Source organism: Lactobacillus sp. HMSC08B12 (assembly GCF_001808415.1).
Classification (GTDB): Bacteria; Bacillota; Bacilli; order Lactobacillales; family Lactobacillaceae; genus Lactobacillus; species Lactobacillus delbrueckii.
Map to the genome: position 1 here is coordinate 1 of NZ_KV793194.1, position 14315 is coordinate 14315.

Sequence of the window (14315 nt, forward strand, 5' to 3'; positions counted from 1 at the left end):
CAATGTCAATCCCTTAACTTAATGACATTGCTTACGTCCAGGCATTTTTGTAAATTATTATCTTTAATTATTCCGTTGATCAGCTTTTCTCTCAAAGAACTTAACGATTTCGACGATCACGATCATCAAAACGCCCATCCCCAGAACAGTCAGCCATTGGTCCAGGTGCAATTCTGAAACTGAGAAGACTCTGGTCAAGAATGGCAATTCAACTGCCGCCATAATCAAGGCTGACAGAACAATCGCGCCATTGAACCACTTGTTGGCAAAAGTGCTCTTTTGGAAAATAGACTGCTTCAGGTACTTAGAGTTAATCGCATGGAAGAGCTGGATCAGACCCAAAGTCAAGAAGGCCATGGTCAACGCGTCTTCATGCGGGTTAGTCCCCTGCGGCAAAACGTGCAGACCCAAACCATAAGCGGTCAAGACCAAAGCACCTTCCAGGATCCCCTGGTAGACAATTGAGCTGGCCACGCCACCTGAGAAGAAGTTAGAATTCTTCCCCCGCGGCTTCTTATTCATGATCCCCTTTTCAATCGGTTCAACACCCAAGGCAATCGCCGGCAGGGTATCAGTTACCAAGTTGATCCACAAAAGCTGCACTGGCTTCAAAACATCCCAGCCCAGCAAAGTCATCAAGAAGACCGTCAATACTTCGCCGACGTTGCAGCTCATCAAGTACAGAATCGCCTTCTGAATGTTGGCAAAGACCTTCCGCCCTTGCTTGACCGCTTCCACGATCGTCGCGAAGTTGTCGTCAGCCAGAACCATGTCGGCCGCGCCCTTGGAGACTTCCGTACCGGTAATCCCCATGCCGACCCCGATGTCGGCCTGCTTCAGACTCGGCGCGTCGTTGACCCCGTCACCAGTCATGGCCACGATCTTGCCATTTGCCTGCCATGCCTTCACAATTCTAACCTTGTGTTCTGGTGAAACCCGGGCATAAACACTGTAGTCACCGACATGCTTGGTGAAGTAGTCGTCGCTCAGCTTATCCAATTGCGCCCCGGTAATCACGGCATCGCCGCGGCCCTTTTCAACCAGGCCCAGCCGTTCGGCAATCGCCTGCGCCGTAACTTGGTGGTCACCAGTAATCATGATCGTTCTGATCCCGGCCCGGTGAGCTTCCGCGATCGCGTCCTTGGCTTCCGGCCGCTCTGGGTCGATCATGCCGACCAAACCGGCAAAGATCAGATCTTGTTCAACATTGTCAGTAGTCGGGTCAGCGTATGGCTCAGCAACAACCTTGTAAGCCATCGCCAAGACCCGGAGGGCTTGCTTGGCCATTTCATTGTTGCTTGCCAAAATGGCTTTCTTTTGTTCAGCGCTGATTTCGCTCAGCTCGCCGTTGATGTTGACATACTTGACTCTTTCCAAAAGCATGTCCGGCGCGCCCTTGACGGCAACCATAAACTGGCCGTCATACCTGTTGACCGTACTCATCAACTTCCGGTCAGAGTCAAATGGTACTTCCTGTACCCGTGGGTGTTCTGCCAAAAAGTCTTTAACTGGCAGATCCTTGTGGAAACCGAATTGCACCAGGGCAGTTTCAGTCGGGTCACCCAAGAGCTCCCCGCCGTCCTTAATCTTGGTGTCGTTGGCCAAAAGCATGGTAATCAAGGCCTGGTTGGTCAAGTCGATGTCATCGCTGGCATCATGCAGGATCCCGTCGTAGTAGACCTTTTCCACCGTCATCCGGTTCTGGGTCAAGGTACCAGTCTTGTCAGAAGCAATGATATCCGTTGCCCCCAAGGTTTCAACGGCTGGCAGCTTTCTGACGATGGCCTTGTGGTCAGCCATGGTCTGGGTACCCAAGGCCAAAATGATCGTCACGATCGCCGGCAGACCTTCCGGAATAGCGGCAACCGCCAGGGAAACCGCCGTCAAGAACATGTCGATTAGCAAAGCATTCATAGGTTCATGCTGCGGGTTCCGGATAACCCCGATAATAAAGACGACCACACAGATGGCCAGGATCATGTAAGTCAGGGTCTTGCCCAGCTGGTTCAAGTTCTGCTTAAGAGGAGTATCAGTTTCATCAGCTTCGTTCAGCATCTTGGCGATGTTGCCGACTTCCGTGTTCATCCCCGTAGCGACAACCACACCTTCCCCGCGCCCGTAGGTCACGTTGGTGCCGGAGTAAGCCATGTTGATCCGGTCACCTAGGGCAATGTCCTCCCCCTGCAGGGTTTCATTACTCTTTTCCACCGGAACTGATTCCCCAGTCAAGGCAGCTTCTTCAATCTTCAAGCTTTTTGCTACCAAAAGACGCAGGTCGGCCGGGACCACGTCACCGGCTTCCAGCAAGACCACGTCACCTGGCACGATATCCGTTGACGGAACTTCAATTACCGCTCCGTCCCGGCGCACCCTGGCGCTTGGCGTGGACATGTCCTTCAAGGCTTCAATTGCTGCTTCTGATCGGGCTTCCTGGATCACGCCCAGGACCGCGTTCAAAAGCACAACTACTAAAATAATCCCCGCGTCTGTCCATTCCTGGGCAACTACCCCGGACAAAACAGCGGCAACCAGCAGGACGATGATCATCAAGTCCTTGAACTGGTCCATGAAGCGGGCAAACATTGAACGTTTCTTCTTGCCGGCCAAAGCGTTCGGGCCGTATTGGTCCAGGCGCTTCTTTGCTTCAGCCGAACTGATCCCGTGGTTGGCATCCGAGCCAAACTCGGCTAAAGTGCCCGGGATGTCCTGGCTGTAATACTTCTTAGCCACAGTATTTTCCTCCTTTAAAAAGAAAAGAGACTTACGTGCCCCTTAACAAAAGCACATAAGTCTCACTAATTAAGACAAGCCCAGGAAACCAACACGGCTCCCGGTTGTTGGGCTTGTCGCAAGCTATGCTTGCCGTTACTCCCTTATGACATGATTAATATAGCAAAAATTGGCGCTTGAAACAAGTTTTTTACCAAATCTGCCCCTATTTTTTGTAATAATCATCAAAAATTGTAACCGGCAGGTGGCGTTTGTGCTCGCTCTTGGTCCACAATTCTTCGATTCTTTCCGCTGCCTTCTCGCTGACTTCCCGGCCTTCCAGGTAGTCATCGATTTCCTCGTAGGTCACGCCCAAGGCAACTTCATCTGGCAAGGATGGCTTTTCTTCTTCCAGGTCGGCCGTCGGGGCCTTCAAATAAAGGTGTTCCGGGCAGCCCAAAGCAGCCAGGAGCTGCTTGCCCTGCCGCTTGTCCAAACGAAAGAGCGGGGTTAAGTCAGCCGCGCCGTCACCATACTTGGTGTAAAAACCAGAGACGTTTTCGGCCGCGTGGTCAGTCCCCACAACCGCGCCCTGGTTGGCCCCGGCAATGGCATACTGCATGACCATTCTTTGCCGGGCCTTGATGTTGCCCTTGTTAAAGTCGGTCACTTCCACGCCCGTTTCCTTCAAGGTAGCCACCATGGCGTCAGTGGCTGGCTTGATGTTTTCGATCAAGTCCACGTCCGGCTTGATGAAGGCTACCGCGTCAGCGGCATCAGCGGCATCGGCCTGGACGCCGTATGGCAGGCGGACGGCGATGAACTTGTAGCTGTCATCGCCAGTTTCTTCCCGCATTTCGGAAATTGCCATTTGAGTCAGCTTCCCGGTCAAGGTTGAGTCCTGGCCCCCGGAAATCCCCAAAACATATGACTTCAAGAAGGGGTTAGCCTTCAGGTAATCCTTTAAGAAGTCAACTGTCTTGCGGATTTCTTCCTGGGGATCGATTTCCGGCAAAACGTGCTCATATTCGACAATTTTCTTTTGCAACTCTCTCATTTGCTGCCTCGCAATCTTCTACTTTGTATTTTCTACCTTTAATTATACTCAAAAAATGCAGTCCCTGCTTTCAGAAATGTATTTTCACGAGATTCTTTAAAAAATTAGCGTCTGAAGAGCTGGTAGTAAATTTTCGCAGTTTTTTGACTGCGGATATGTAATTTCAAAAAGGTGACCAGGTCGTGCTTCCAGGAATTTTTCCCTTCCAGCCAGGTCCCGGTAAAAAGGTGAATGGACCGGGACTGAGGGGAAGGGTTGCAGAGGATCCCGTCTGGATAAACATGAATTCCCTCCTTTAACACTTGCTCTTGGTTGCCAGTCTTAAGGCCATACTTTTCTTTGAGAATTTCCGTGACGGACAGGGAGTTGACCCCGGCCAGCTGGTCCTTTTGGTCAAAGGCAAAATCCAGGTCGGCATAGTAGTGCAGGATGTCAGCCATAAAAGGATGCCCCTTCTCTGCCGCGATGATGGCCGCTGACAAGTAGTCATTGTTTTCAAAGCCAATAAAGGCCCGGTCATTTAGCAAGCCGGCAAAATCTTTTAAGACCATGACATCGGTGTCCAGGTAGATCCCGCCCATTTCATAGAGGGCCTTGGCCCGGACATAGTCGGAAACGAAGGCCCACTTCTTGGCCTGGTAGGCCTGCTTGACATATTTGTTGGCATTCAGGTCCAGCTTGTCTTCATTCCATTCGATGATTTCGTAGTCCGGCAGGCGCTTTTGCCAAGAGGCCAGACAGGTCTGGATGGTCTTGGACTTGGGATTGCCGCCCACCCAGACATAGTGGATAATTTTGGGAATCATGTTTTTTCTCCTTGCAGGCAGGCCTGGTAGCCGGCCAGAACGTCAGACAGTTGTCGGTCCAGGGAAAAGTGCTGGCTAGCATAGACTTTTTCCGCTTGGGCAATTGCTGCTAATTCTTCTTTTGGCAAAGCGGCGATTGCTTTTAACTGGTCGGCCATGGCTTTTTCCTCGTTGACCGGCACGACCCAGCCTTTTCCTTGTGGAATCAGCTCCCTAGCCCCGCCCACGTCAGTTGCCAAAAGCGGGAGCCGGTTGTCGGCTGCTTCCAGCAAGACCAGGGGGAAGCTTTCTGAGTAAGAAGACAAGACGGCCAGATCCATCTTCTGGTAGAGCTGCCTTAATTCTGCTTGGGTCAAAAAGCCGGTGAAAGTTACTTGGTCTGTTAAGGCCAAGTCCTGCCGTAATTTTTTCAAATCTGCTTCCTGGCTGCCGCTGCCGGCGATATAGAGGTGAGCTTGCGGCAAATTGGCTGCTTTAAATGCCTTGAGCAAAAGATCTTGCCCCTTGACCTTTTCCAAGCGGCCAACATTGATGATGTTGAAGCCGGCATGGTCTTCCTTGCCTGCTATATTTCTATTGTCCCTAAAGCTAATCCCGTTGTAGATAACGTGAATCCGGCTGGGCTTTACTCCATAATTCAGCAGGATTTTTTCAAAACGGGGAGTGATGGCGAAGACACCATCGGCCTGCTTGATCGCCCGCAGGTTCAGCTTGGTAAAAATCTTCCCCGCGATTCCCCGCCCTTCAAAGTCGATCGCGGGATCCGAGTGGACCGTGATCAACCAGGGACAAGGCAAGGATGACTTGATCAAGCTGACAAAAAGGTTGGCCCGGGCCCCATGGCTGTGGACCAGGTCGTAACGTCCATCCTTGATTGTCTTTTTCAGCCGCTTGAGCAGGGCCAGGTCGTAGCGGCTGGAGCCGCCCAAAACGATAGTCTTGATCCCCTTTTCCCGGGCAGCCTGGGCAACCGGTCCTTCCGCGAAGGTCAAGAGGTCAAAGTCCTGCCCCGCCTTTTTGGCCTGGGAGAGCAGGTTCACGATATGAGTCAGCCCGCCCCCGCTTTCCAGGCCGGCGTTGATGTGCAGTACTTTCATTATTGCTGGTCCTGCTTCTTGCTCTTTTTAACTTCCACGACGAATTTGGGCAAAACCATCATCCGGCCAATCCGGCTTGGTTCCTTCAAAAGCCGGTAGAACCATTCCAGGTGGGCATCCTGGAAAAGCTTCGGTGCCCGCTTGACGGCGCCGGCGAAGACATCAAAGCTGCCGCCCACCCCCATCATGCTGGCTGGCAATTTTTGCTTGCGCAAGATGGCCAGGAGCTTCTCCTGCTTGGGAAAGCCCAGGGCCGCGAAGACCAGGTCGGGCCTGCTTTGGGCGATCCGGCTGGCAATTTCCGGCAGGGCGTCTCTGGAGTAGCCGTCCTCAGCGCCGACTAAGTCGATGCCCGGGTAGTCCTTGGCGATTTTTTCCTTAACGGCAGCGATCACGGCTGGCTTGGCCCCAATCAGGTAGAGCCGCAAGTGGTCTTCATTGGCGATTTGCAGGTACCAGCAGAAGAGATCGTAGCCGGTTACTCTCTCCGGCAGCTTCAGCCCCAGCATCTTGGCCCCCTTGATGATGCCGATCCCATCAGCCGTTACGTAGTCAGCCACATTGTTGATGATTTCCCGGTATTCCGGGTCTTCCTTAGCGGCCATGACAATTTCCGGGTTGGCCGTGACCACCAGGGTGGATTCTTTTTTCCGCAAGCGGTCCAAAAAGCGGGCTTCAAATTCCGCCAGGCTGTACTTGTCGAAGCCAACGCCCAAAATGTTTATTTTTACCATGCTTACACGCTTTCTTTGTTTATTTTTGCTGATTTCTTCCTTATTAATAGCTATTTTTTCAAGCGCTTTTTGACGATCGTGACCAAGTCTTCGTTCAAGTCAAACTTCAAGAGCCAGAGGATGGCCAGGTACAAGGCCATAATAACCAGGGACTTGACCGTCATGTTGATAAAAGCACTTGGAATCTGCCAAGGCCACAGCATCCCTGCCGCCAGGCTGATCCCCATGGCCAAAAAGCACTTGGGCACGTCGCTGAAAGTTTCCTTGAAGTCATAACCGTCCCGCACGATCCAGCAGCGCAGAAAGAGAACAACGGCTTCGGTCAAGATGATCGCCACCATGGCCCCCGCTGCCCCGAAAGGCCGGTCCAAAAAGTAGCTGAAGACCAGCTCTAGGACCGCCCCGATCGTAACTGGAATGGCATAGTCCTTGTCCCGCTTGTTGGCCAGGGCAAACTGGTTGGCGAAGACCCCGCCCATGGGAATCAAGATGATGGTCAAGGTGAAGAAGAACATCAAGGGGGTCATCGGGATATATTTTTTCCCGAAGAAAAAGGGCACGAATTCCTTGGTATTGGCCATGACCACCACGGCAAACATGGTTCCCAGCATGGTCGTGGCTTCCAGGGACTTCTTCAAGACCTTCTTCTGGGTTTCCTTCCCCTGGACCGCCATCTGCGGCATTATTACCAGGGAAATACTGGTGATAACCCCCAGGATCATGTTAGAAATCCGCTGGGAGTTGTCATAGTAAGAGACCTGGGCCGTATTTTGGAAGAGGCCCAAAAGGGGCTTGTCCAAGGAAGTGTAAATCTGGGTCGCGATCTGGGGAATCATCAAGGTCATGATGGCCCGGCGGGTTTCCGCGAAATAGTAGAAATGCTTGACTGGCCGGCCGACATATTTGCCGATGCTGAACCAGAAGACAAAGGAACCCAGCATGGTGGACACGGACATGATCAGGAAATACTTCCAAAGGTCAGCCGGGCTTTTGATCAAAAGCAAGATAAAGACAACGCTGACGATCTTGACGATGGTATTTCTTAAAACCACCCGGCCAAAATCAGCCAGGCCCTGGAAGAACCAGGAGATGTCAAACTGGGCGGCAATCAAGTATGGCAGCATCAGCAGAAAGTAGTTCCAGTAACGGACCTTGAGGACCAGGCAGGTCAAGACAGTCAAGGCGATGGTTACCAAGCCGCCGATAAACTGGAAGTACCACAGGCCCCAGAAGGCCTCGGTCAGTTCCCCGCTCTTGCTCTTGGCCCGGGCTTTAGAGATGCTTCTGACCCCGATATTGGATAAAGACAGGACGCAGAAGATCATCAGAAACTGGACCGTGTTGTTGACGCTGGAATAGATCCCGTAGGTCGTCGGGCCCAGGACTCTGGACAGGTAAGGAACCGTGATCAAGGGCACCAGGACCAGGAAGACCTGGTAGACCGCGTTATAGAAGATGTTCAGAAAAGTTTTTTTCAAGGATCAGACCCCGCTTAAGTAATCAAAAATTGTCTGGCAGGCCTGGCCATGGTCGGCCTGGTCGCTCAGCTCCAGCCACTTTTTCCGCTCAAGGCCATACCCATCTTTTTCACCCAGCTGCTTGACCAGGTCAGCCTGACTGGCCACGCAGGGACCAGGGACGATTTCTTCATAAGGCCCCAGCAAAAAGCCCCGGGTCTTTTCATACTGGGCCAGGTAGTTGGTGATGAAAATCAGCGGCTTGTCCAAGTGGAGGTAGTCAAAGTAGATCGAGGAGAAGTCGGTCATGAGGAAGTCGGTGGCTCCCAGGATTTCGTAGAGGTCCAGCTTTTTCGCCAAAGGGTCGGAATTGTTCAAAAAGGCCACGTGCTTGGCCTCCAAGTGGAAGTCGCTGAAGAGCTTCATTTCCCATGGATGGAGCTTGACCAGGAGGTACTGCTTTCTAGCAGCCAGAGCCTGGTCTAAAGCGGCCAGGTCAAAGTCGCTGAAGGCAAAAAAGTTCCCTTCTTTAATCCGCTCCATCACTTCCGGCTCTTCCAATTCATAGCGGAAGGTTGGCACATAGATCCCTACTTGGGCTTCTGGGTCCTGGCAGGAGAAAAAGTCAGCCAGGAGCTGGGACTTTTTATAAGGAGACTTGAGCAAGGAATCAATTCTGGGGAAACCCAGCTGGACATAGCGGGGACCTTCAATTCCCATGCAGGCGCTCATCAAGCTTTCATAGAGTTCAGAACTGGAGGTGACCAGGTCGGCCGTCTTGTGCCAGAGCTTTTCGTTTCTCTGGTTGTCCCGGCGCTGGGTATTGTTGGCCATGGTCCCCATCCGCTTTAGGGGAATCCCGTGCCAGAGGGCCAGGTTGACCTGGCTTTTCCGGACCTTGAAGGGCTGGTGGGTGGTCAAGACGTACTTGGCCCGGCCGATTTTTTGCCAGTCTGACCAAGGCAGGTGGGAAGAAGGCCAGGGCTCGATCAAGTAGGCCGTGACTTCCGGGTGCTCGCGGCGCAGGTATTTATAAAAGAGGTAGCCATTGGACCCCGACCGGCCGGCCCCATTCAAGATCACGTATGTGTTGGGGTCTTCTTTTTGCCAGCGGGCCAAAAATTTCATGACTGCCAGATATAGGCGGAATAGTATGCTTTTCATAGTGCCTCGTTAATCATTAGCTAATAGTATCAAGTCCATTTTAGCAAATTCGCCCCCTGCCGCCAAAAGCAAGTTCCATCTTTTGTACTTTTTTAAAGGAAGCAAAAAGAGGCAGGACTGAACCTGTCTCTTTGTCATTTTCATCTTTAGCTAGTCAGCTGGCTATTTGCTGAAAGTAAATTCGAAGCGCTCGCCCACGTATGAAGCCCGCGTGTATTCAAAGGGCCGGCCATCAGCCAGCTTGGTAACCTGCCGGCGGGTGATCAAGGCTTCCCCGCGGCGGCAGTTGAGCAGGCGGGCCTCCTGTTCATTGGCGACAGCGGCTGAGATGTACTCAGTTGCATCCCCGATCTGGTAGCCCCCCTGCTTCTCCAAGGTCTGGTAGAGGTGGCTTGACACGTCATCTTTGGCAAAAGGCGCGATCAAATCTTCCGGCACCGTCACGATTTCGTGGCAGATCGGCACCTGGTCGGCATAACGGATCCGCTCCATGCGCAGGACCTTGTCGCTGCCCTCCAGGGCCAGGCGTTCTTTTTCCGACAGGGACGGCTGGGTGATCTTGTAGGAAACCAGCTTGCTGGACGGGGTCTGCCCGTTGGCCCGGGTGATTTCGGTAAAGGACATGATCCCGGACATCTTCTCCTGGACCTTCTGGCTGGCCACGTAGGTTCCGCTGCCCAGCCGCCTTTCCAGAATCCCTTCTTCCTCTAGGGTCTTGATGGCCTGGCGCAGGGTCATCCGCGACACCTTGAACTGTTCCGCCAGCTGCCGTTCAGCTGGAATCCGGTCCCCCACCTGGTAGACATGGTTTTCAATGTCCCGGCGCAGCTGATTGTGAATTTTGATATACATTGGTTCTTGCATCAGTCTTTCCCCCCACAGAATCATCAAGCTTGGATCTTAATTAAATTCTATAGCAAAAGGCGGTCTTTAGACAAGTTTACATTTTATTCCCGTCAATTTTACCTTGCCCTGGCCAGTCTGCTTGACCAGCAGCTGGTCCTGGTCGCTCTCCAAAACATTGCCTAAGATCCCGGCTTTGTCAGCCAGGCGCAAGTGGCTGCCAGCCACGTTTAAGAGGGCATTCTGCAGGCGGACCTGGCTTGCATCCCTTAAACTAAGCCAAGTGCCTTCGCTGCAGGAAAAGTGCGGCCGGCAAAAAACAGCCTTGCCCTGGCCCATGATTTCCCCTGCCTCCAAGTGGCAGTTGGTTAAGTTGCTGCTTCCGCTGACCTGCTTGAATTGCTTAAAAGTGCAGTTTTGGAAAACGGCTGAATTAGCTTTTTCCAAAAGGGTTGTCCCCGGCAAGCCGCAGTTCAAAAGGTCGGCCTGGCCATTTTTCAGAGTTAAAGACAGGTCAGACTCAGTGAAGTAAAGGTCATTTCCTTCGCTCAAACTGGTCACCTGGTCAAAAGCCGTCTGGTCAAAGTGCCCTTCATAAGCCGAACTTTCCTCCAGGACAAAATCCCCCTTGATCTGGGACTGGCTGATGGCTAATGGGCCAAAGCCATTGCCGGTAAAAGCAGCTGGAGTTGCCGCGATTTCACTGGAAGAGATCTGGACATGCTGCTCCTCATCGCCAACCAGGCGGATTCCCCCTTTGACCTGGCAGGAGTAAAGTTCCAGCCAGACCGGCCCCAAGGTCATGAGAGCCGTGCCCCTCTCCCCTTCTGCTGCTTCCAGCCGGCAGCCGCGCAGGGTCAAGTAAGGAGCATTTTCTCCTTCATAGACTTTGACCAGGGCTCCAGCAATTGCGGTAGTCTTGACGGCCAGATTTTCCAAGGTCAAATAGCGGCCATCCAGGATGACCGTGCCAACCAGGACCGTCATATCCGCTGCTGTCCCCGTCCCCTTGATCACGATATTCTTCAGCTTTTGCCCAAAAGGAATTTCATAAAAGCCGGGAGCCAGCATGAGCACGTCATCGTCTTCCAGCTGGTCTAAAGCCTGCTCCCAGGACAAGTCCCGGGGGTCCTGGCTTACTTTGATTAAGCGCATGGTCTGGCTCCTTTCTATTCGTTCCGTTCAGTCCACTTGATTCCCATCAAAGAGACGTTTTCTGGATGCTCGCACTTGATTTCCAGTGGCGCCCCCTGGTAGTAAAGGGCGTTGGCCACTAAGCGGGCATCATTGTCGACCAGAACCGGCCAGTTTTGCGGGTCAAATTGCAGGTTCCGCCCCTTCAATACCGCCTGGTCGACCAGGAAGATGAAGTAAGGGTAGTCACCATTGCCGGAGAAAGTCACTAAGCTGCCGTCCATAAAGCTTTTGCCTTCCAGGCTGGCCGCGGCCGCGATCTGCACATTGGACAAAAAGCTCTGGCTCTCCCCCCGGGCCTGGAAATTGTAGAGCTGGCTGTTCTGCATTAGCAAGTGGCAGTGGTCTTCGATGGCCAATTGACTGGGCATTTGACTCTCCAGGATGTTCAGCCAGCATTCGCCCCGGGCATAAAGGCTGTAGTCCCGGTTAAGAAAACGGCAGGCGTAGACATTAACCCAGCTCTTGCCGCCTAAGTTAAGGTTGCCGATGGCGGAGTTATTGATGTTTAATTCGATGTTGCTGGAGTCAAAGCTATTGACCGTCCCCCGGATCTCAGAGTTATTAATGATGGCCGTCCCGGTCCCTTCCAAAGAGATGGTGCCGAATTTTTCTGATTCATAGTCCAGCAGGCAGTCCGCCATTTCCAGGCGGAAATTGGCTTTTTCAAAAAAGGACAGGGTCCCGTTGAGCAGGCGGCAGGAGTACATCTCCACCGTGTCCTGGCCGTTGACGGAAATCGTGGTCGTCTTGCTGCCGGTCCCGGTCAAGACACAGCCGCGCAGGATCAGATAGCTGTTGGTCTCTTCCGGCAAATCCAGGGTGTTTACGTCCCCGTAAGGTTCCAGGGTCAAGTTTTCAAAAACCACCCGGGAGCTGTTTTCACCGATGGAGAAAAAGCTCCGGATCCGGGTGTCTTCCGGACTGGCCCCCAGGCCCTTGATGGTCACGTCTTCTAATAGCCGGCCCCGGGGCCAAACGTAATAGCCGGGCTCCAGCAGCAGATAGTCCCCCGGCTCCATGTCGAGCATGGCCCGGTGCCAGGTCACTTCACCGCCGCCGCTGCCAACTTTGATGTATTTGCTCATGTCCGCCTCCTGGTCAAAAAACTAAATACTATTGTACCCGCTATACGGGCAAAATAGTTGAAGAATGCTTCTTTTTTCGCAAAAAAGCCGTCAGTTTCTTCCTTATTGAAAGAAACTGGCAGCTTTTACCGGTTTAAAACTTGTTTTACTTAATCTTGACGTCCCAGTAGTAGGCAACAGTCCCGTAAGGAGACAGGCGGAAGCCGGTCACCTTGGACTTAAGAAGGTAGGAAACCCCGGCTTGGTAGAGTGGTGCCGCGAAAGCATCCTTTTGGATCAATTGCTTTTCGGCGGCGATCAAGCTGGCCTGCCGCTTGGCGGGCTGGGTGGCGTAAGTGCTCTTTGCCTGGTTGATTTCCTTCCAGAAAGTGCTGTTCTTGTAGTCACTTTCCAGGTTGAAGAGGCCACCGATGGTCAAGTAGTCGATCGGATCCTGGAAGCTTGGCTGCCAAGTCCCGTAAACCATGTCAAAGTTGTGCTTGCTCGTGTCCGCCAAACGGGACTTCAGCGGAATTGACCGCAACTTAACGGTCAAGCCTGGCAGGTTCTCCATCAAGTTGCTCTGCAGGTATTCGCCTACCCGCTTGGAAGCGTCCATGTCACTGGTTAACAGTTCGATGGTGATCTTGGACTTGCCCAGCTGCTTTTTAGCCAAAGCCCATTCCTTTTGGGCCTGCTTCAGATTGTAGGTCATCAGCTTGCCAGCACTGGTCCGGTAGTCCTTGCCGTTTTCATCGTAGATGAAGTCGCTGGCTACGAAACCTTGAGCTGCCTTGCCTGAGTGCAGGACCGTCTTCACCAATTCCTGCTTGTTCACGCCCAGGCTTATTGCCCGGCGGACGTGGACATTGCCTGTAGTCTTGCGCTTCAAGTTAAAGACCATGTAGCCGTTGGTCGGCGTGGTCTTCGTGTGGTAGTCGGCATTCTTTTCATACTGCTTGACGTAGTCAGAATCAACTGGCGCGTAGTCCAGCTGCCCGCCCTTATAGAGGTTGAGGCCGGTAGAGGTAGTCTTGATGACCTGGACCTTGACCGCGCTCAAGCTGACTGACTTGGCATTCCAGTAAGTCTTGTTCTTCTTCAAAGTCCACTTGAGATTGGACCCGGTCCATTGGCTGACAGTAAATGGACCGTTGTAAACCAGCTTGCTAGAGCTGGTCCCGTAGCTGGACCCGTACTTTTTGACGATCTTCGTGTCCTGCGGGTAGAATTGGGCCCCGGTCAAGAGGTCCGGCAGATACTGGATCGGATTTTCCAGGGTGACCTGCAGCTTGTACTTGCCCAAGGCCTTGATGCCCAGGCTAGACACCTTCTTCTTGCCGGCTACGATGTCCGTCCCGTTCTTAATCACCTGGTAGCTGTCGCTGTCCAGGGAATCGTTCTTCGGGTCAACCGTCCGCCGCCAGGCAATAACGTAGTCCTGGGCCGTTACCGGGTCTCCGTTAGACCACTTGGCATTTTTCCTAAGGGTAAAAGTGTAAACCTTTTGGTCCTTGGACTTGGTCACCTTGACCGCCCCGGCCAGCCGGGCCTGCCCCTTTTTGTCAAAGCGGTAGAGCCCTTCCATGGAGTTCTGCAGGGTTTCAGAGCTGATGGTGTCCCCGTACTTGCTGGAGTCCAGGGTACTGATTTCCCCGGTTACGGCTGTCTTCATCACCTGCTTGGAGCTGGAAGCCCCCTTGTTTTGCCCGCAAGCTGTCAAAAGCGCGGCCGTTGCCAAAAGTGTTACTGAAGCAATATTTTTCTTATGCATCGTTTATCTCCCGAGATGTTACTTAATCTATCCAATCTAATCTTACTTGCATTTATTAAACTTACTAAAAGTAACCAACAACTTACTTTTCAGTATAGCAAGTAATGCTAAGAATGTACATCATTACTTATGAAAGAAACCTTTTTCTTTTAAAATTAATTTTTTCATATGCTTTTAAGCTTTTCTTCTGGCCAAAAACTATTTTTCTTTTGCTTGGGCAAAAAAAGAGCTCCTGACTCAGTCAGAAGCTCTTTTTTCGGGTTGGGTGTTCTTTAGAACAATTGCGTTAGCTGGATTCGAACCAGCGCATGACGGTACCAAAAACCGTTGCCTTACCACTTGGCTATAACGCAATCAATGGAGGAAAGTGGATTCGAACCACCGAACTCAGAGAGAGCGGTTTTACAGACCGC

11 protein-coding genes and 2 tRNA genes (1 of these 13 running past the window's edge) are annotated in these 14315 nt (G+C 52.4%); all 13 read right to left on the minus strand.

The window, feature by feature from the left end; all coding sequences use genetic code 11:
* Window positions 1-63: 63 nt before the first annotated feature.
* Window positions 64-2730, minus strand: coding sequence for a calcium-translocating P-type ATPase, PMCA-type (locus HMPREF3168_RS07420; RefSeq protein ID WP_070489436.1), 2667 nt, complete (start codon window positions 2728-2730; stop codon window positions 64-66).
* A 205-nt stretch (window positions 2731-2935) separates the two neighbouring features.
* Window positions 2936-3766, minus strand: coding sequence for an ammonia-dependent NAD(+) synthetase (gene nadE, locus HMPREF3168_RS07425; protein ID WP_002878098.1), 831 nt, complete (start codon window positions 3764-3766; stop codon window positions 2936-2938).
* Between the two features lie 104 nt (window positions 3767-3870).
* Window positions 3871-4572 carry a glycosyltransferase family 32 protein gene (locus HMPREF3168_RS07430; protein WP_070489438.1) on the minus strand — a complete coding sequence of 234 codons (702 nt, stop codon included), beginning with the start codon at window positions 4570-4572 and terminating at the stop codon, window positions 3871-3873.
* Window positions 4569-5669 carry a glycosyltransferase gene (locus tag HMPREF3168_RS07435; RefSeq protein WP_070489440.1) on the minus strand — a complete coding sequence of 367 codons (1101 nt, stop codon included), beginning with the start codon at window positions 5667-5669 and terminating at the stop codon, window positions 4569-4571. The genes HMPREF3168_RS07430 and HMPREF3168_RS07435 overlap by 4 nt, the downstream gene beginning before the upstream one ends.
* Window positions 5669-6403: a WecB/TagA/CpsF family glycosyltransferase gene (locus tag HMPREF3168_RS07440; RefSeq protein ID WP_070489442.1), complete on the minus strand. Its 735-nt coding sequence runs from the start codon at window positions 6401-6403 to the stop codon at window positions 5669-5671. The genes HMPREF3168_RS07435 and HMPREF3168_RS07440 overlap by 1 nt, the downstream gene beginning before the upstream one ends.
* Before the next feature lie 50 nt (window positions 6404-6453).
* Window positions 6454-7881, minus strand: coding sequence for an oligosaccharide flippase family protein (locus HMPREF3168_RS07445; protein WP_004560661.1), 1428 nt, complete (start codon window positions 7879-7881; stop codon window positions 6454-6456).
* Between the two features lie 3 nt (window positions 7882-7884).
* The gene (locus tag HMPREF3168_RS07450) at window positions 7885-9024 is read right to left on the minus strand and encodes a CDP-glycerol glycerophosphotransferase family protein (RefSeq protein WP_070489444.1); all 1140 of its coding nucleotides are present in this window, start codon (window positions 9022-9024) and stop codon (window positions 7885-7887) included.
* 162 nt (window positions 9025-9186) lie between these two features.
* Entirely contained in the window at window positions 9187-9888 is a 702-nt protein-coding gene (locus tag HMPREF3168_RS07455) for a GntR family transcriptional regulator (RefSeq protein WP_002878105.1), read from the minus strand.
* Between the two features lie 66 nt (window positions 9889-9954).
* On the minus strand, window positions 9955-11022 hold the full coding sequence (locus HMPREF3168_RS07460; RefSeq protein ID WP_070489446.1) for a hypothetical protein: 1068 nt from the start codon (window positions 11020-11022) through the stop codon (window positions 9955-9957).
* Between the two features lie 14 nt (window positions 11023-11036).
* Window positions 11037-12149: a phage tail protein gene (locus HMPREF3168_RS07465; RefSeq protein ID WP_070489449.1), complete on the minus strand. Its 1113-nt coding sequence runs from the start codon at window positions 12147-12149 to the stop codon at window positions 11037-11039.
* A 145-nt stretch (window positions 12150-12294) separates the two neighbouring features.
* A complete protein-coding gene (locus tag HMPREF3168_RS07470; protein ID WP_070489451.1) occupies window positions 12295-13902 on the minus strand; it encodes a peptide ABC transporter substrate-binding protein in 1608 nt (535 codons plus the stop codon).
* Between the two features lie 281 nt (window positions 13903-14183).
* Window positions 14184-14255: transfer RNA gene (locus HMPREF3168_RS07475), tRNA-Gln, on the minus strand.
* 5 nt (window positions 14256-14260) lie between these two features.
* Window positions 14261-14315 (minus strand) — tRNA-Tyr (locus HMPREF3168_RS10360); it runs 50 nt beyond the window's last position.

Excerpts from the sequence above, each read along its gene's own strand:
- HMPREF3168_RS07440 (WP_070489442.1), bottom strand. The coding sequence starts at position 6,403 with ATGGTAAAAATAAACATTTTGGGCGTTGGCTTCGACAAGTACAGCCTG.
- HMPREF3168_RS07465 (WP_070489449.1), bottom strand. The coding sequence starts at position 12,149 with ATGAGCAAATACATCAAAGTTGGCAGCGGCGGCGGTGAAGTGACCTGG.
- HMPREF3168_RS07450 (WP_070489444.1), bottom strand. The coding sequence starts at position 9,024 with ATGAAAAGCATACTATTCCGCCTATATCTGGCAGTCATGAAATTTTTG.
- HMPREF3168_RS07460 (WP_070489446.1), bottom strand. The coding sequence starts at position 11,022 with ATGCGCTTAATCAAAGTAAGCCAGGACCCCCGGGACTTGTCCTGGGAG.
- HMPREF3168_RS07470 (WP_070489451.1), bottom strand. The coding sequence starts at position 13,902 with ATGCATAAGAAAAATATTGCTTCAGTAACACTTTTGGCAACGGCCGCG.
- HMPREF3168_RS07430 (WP_070489438.1), bottom strand. The coding sequence starts at position 4,572 with ATGATTCCCAAAATTATCCACTATGTCTGGGTGGGCGGCAATCCCAAG.
- nadE (WP_002878098.1), bottom strand. The coding sequence starts at position 3,766 with ATGAGAGAGTTGCAAAAGAAAATTGTCGAATATGAGCACGTTTTGCCG.
- HMPREF3168_RS07435 (WP_070489440.1), bottom strand. The coding sequence starts at position 5,669 with ATGAAAGTACTGCACATCAACGCCGGCCTGGAAAGCGGGGGCGGGCTG.
- HMPREF3168_RS07455 (WP_002878105.1), bottom strand. The coding sequence starts at position 9,888 with ATGCAAGAACCAATGTATATCAAAATTCACAATCAGCTGCGCCGGGAC.